2 protein-coding genes are annotated in these 2993 nt (G+C 32.2%); both read right to left on the bottom strand.

Going from position 1 to position 2993, the window contains the following annotated elements; all coding sequences use genetic code 11:
- Positions 1–103 precede the first annotated feature (103 nt).
- Entirely contained in the window at positions 104–1603 is a 1500-nt protein-coding gene (locus BLQ19_RS20740; protein ID WP_139150314.1) for a S41 family peptidase, read from the bottom strand.
- 221 nt (positions 1604–1824) lie between these two features.
- On the bottom strand, positions 1825–2799 hold the full coding sequence (locus BLQ19_RS20735) for a WD40 repeat domain-containing protein (RefSeq protein ID WP_074539648.1): 975 nt from the start codon (positions 2797–2799) through the stop codon (positions 1825–1827).
- Positions 2800–2993: the final 194 nt, after the last annotated feature.

The following is a 2993-nucleotide window of genomic DNA, read 5'->3' as shown; positions in this document are numbered from 1 at the left end:
AATTATTGAACCGCCGTATACGAGACCCGTATGTACGGTGGTGTGAGAGGCGCACTCCGTTCCTAATTAGGGGCGGAGCCGTCTACTCGATTAGCCACAGTTTTTATTTCCGTTTTATTATTTCAATTAGCTTGTTCAGTTGATAATCTTCTTTTAAGAATATCTGGTCTAAATTCCGTTCAATTATTATATCTGGTTTTGTTCCAATACCATCTAAAATTTGACCGTCTTTCTGGAAAGAAACCATTGTGCTTATTTTACCACGAAATTCTGTATTTGATAATTCAAAACGTTCGCTATTTCCGCTCGAACCATCCGTATTTATTCCCACAATTTTAATGTTTGGCAAATCTTTAAATACAGAAACGAAAACAGATGCAGCACTAAAACTTCTTTCATTGGTTAAAATATAAATAGGTTTGTCATAATGGTATTTGTTTTTTGCGAGTTTTTGACCATTTAATATATAATAATGATAGTCGCTGAACTTATTGTCGTCTAAATCATACATTGGTTTAAAAGAAGCCATAAAGCTGTCAACTGCTTTCTGTTCTCTTTTGTCTAACTCGTCTCTTGAATACAAAAAACGGTAGTGTAAATATTCTTTTAATTCCTCATTAAGAGGTAATTTTCCTCTTTGTCTTGTCGCGTTAACGACATAAACCGAATTAGGGTTTATAAAGTATCCAGCTAATTCTTGTATTAAATCACGAGTTCCACCTCCATTATCTCGAACATCTATAATCAATGCATCGGTTTGCTTTGCAATTCTCATAAAATCATTCAGAAATTCAAAGAATACAGGACTATCCTCTTTGTCTAACATATCGACAAGTTGTATATATCCAATGTTGTCTTTTATGCTAAAAAAACTTTTAATAATTTCCTTGTCGTTAGACTGTCCATCTCGCAAAAAGAAGTTGTTTTTATAAAATCTTTCATCCCATAATTTTGCTTTGTTTTTACTATCTACTAATTCGACAACTACTTCTTTATCCATTCCTTTATCATTTGTAAGAGTTATTGGCAATGGGTTAGGTAAATCAAAGTTCAAAGCTTTGAAAATTATTTCTATATCTCGTAACTCTCTGACTGCTCGAAGTTCATAAGATTTTTTTGGGGCGAGAATATCTGCGGGAAGGACTTGTGGTAATATTTTTTCGATGGGTATATTATTAATGGACTTGAGATAAGGGAAATCTTTATTCCAATGATTGTATTTTCCTGTGTCGTTATTGAAATCGACTACTAACACTTTATCGTTTAATGGTGCAAACGCAATTGGAAAATACAATGAATTTCTCAAACGTTCTCCTTCGATATATGAATGTCTATCGCCAATTTTTCCAATAACTTTCGATAAAAACAATTCAAGATCATATTTTGTAACTGATTGCTCTTTAAAATTTGCTGAAAAATTATCAAATTCCTTTTTGTATTCATATCCGTTTAATCCTTGATATGAAGATGTATTTTGAAGAATATCATCAAGTTGCGCCAAATCGTTTAGAATTTGGTTTTTAGTTAAATATTCAGTTTCATTTTGTGCGTTTAAACTGAAACTTATAAACGCAATGATTCCAAGAAGTTTTATTTTTTTCATTTTCTGATTAAATTTGATTGATGATTTTATCTATCTGACGTTAGTGTTCAATTTATGTTACGATTTTTTTTAAATTGTGGCTAACGTTGTTGTATATGGTTTGTTGCGTGTTTTAAGCACCTAATTTAGCAAATACAAACCGAATAGAAAATCCGCGAGGATTTTCGTAAGTAGGCTAGAACTAGCAATAAATTATATACGGTGTTGTAAGTAGTCTTTTTTCAGTACTTTAACTCTTGAATTTGCTTTAGTTCCTTATCCCAAATTATGATTTTTCCTTTTTCGTCTGTTGTCACTATTTTGCTATCTGATTTATTCCAATCAATTCCCCATAGAAGATTTCCTGATTCGGATTCCTTGAGTAAATCGCCATTTTCATTCCAGAGTCTTAATGATTCACTCGCAGTTGCTAAAAATTTCCCATCTTTTGACCATTTTAAGTTTCTAAATTCAGCTTTACTTTTATCAATATTTCTCAAATTTTTACCATTTGCTGACCAAAACTGTAGTAATGGTGGATAATCCTTTTCAAAATCACCATAGTCTCCTGTAACAAAAAATTCGCCATTCGGATTCCAAGCTACACAAAGCATAAGCACATCTTCTTTTCTTGGCTTAATATCATAGATAGAATCCTTTTCAAAATCGTAAATGGATATTCTCTCTCCTACAACTGTAACTATATTTTTTTCTGGATGCCAATCTAATCCAATTAGACCTTTTTGTTTTGTATTAATCCGCTTAATGATTTTTCCATTTTCATTGTAGATATTGAGAAAGCCACTATAATCTCCAACCGCAAGTAGTTCCCCTTTTTTGTTCCAGCCAATTGCTCTTGCACCAGATTCGTCAAGACTATCAAGTACTATTTGTTCCTTTGATATAGGTTCTAATATCAATGATTTCGATTTTTCATCTTGCATTGAAATAGCTAACTTATTTTTAATTGGATGCCATTTGGTTTTGGTTATTGTACCTCGTAATGGAATATTATCTGTCAATTGATATGTTTCCGATGAAAACAGCCTTAAAGTATCTTGAGTACCTCCGACAGAAATTTGATTATTATTCGGATTCCAATTGGCAGTCCAAAGCCACCAATTATCCTTTTCTGCTTCTATTGTTTTTTCATTTTCTTTACACCCATAAATAAGTATGAATGATAAAATTAGTAATATCGATTTTTTGGTATTCATTGGTTTTTCAAGATTACTTACAACGATTTGTGTAAGGATAGTTGCGTGGTTAAGCCACTAACTTAACAAAAATGAAATGAACCAGAGGGAAATCCGCAGGATTTTCCGAGTAGGCTAGAACCAAGCAATTATTTTTACACTTTGTGTGTGCCCAGCATGGGTATCTTTTGTTTACCGAAAGGTAAATAATTAAT

Source organism: Cellulophaga baltica (genome assembly GCF_900102165.1).
GTDB lineage: Bacteria > Bacteroidota > Bacteroidia > Flavobacteriales > Flavobacteriaceae > Cellulophaga > Cellulophaga baltica.
The sequence above is the reverse complement of the archived record's forward strand: the minus strand, read 5'-3'. Positions and strand labels throughout refer to the sequence as shown.

Bases quoted from the DNA above. Each gene is read 5' to 3' on its own strand.
- BLQ19_RS20740 (WP_139150314.1), bottom strand. From the start codon at position 1,603: ATGAAAAAAATAAAACTTCTTGGAATCATTGCGTTTATAAGTTTCAGT.
- BLQ19_RS20735 (WP_074539648.1), bottom strand. From the start codon at position 2,799: ATGAATACCAAAAAATCGATATTACTAATTTTATCATTCATACTTATT.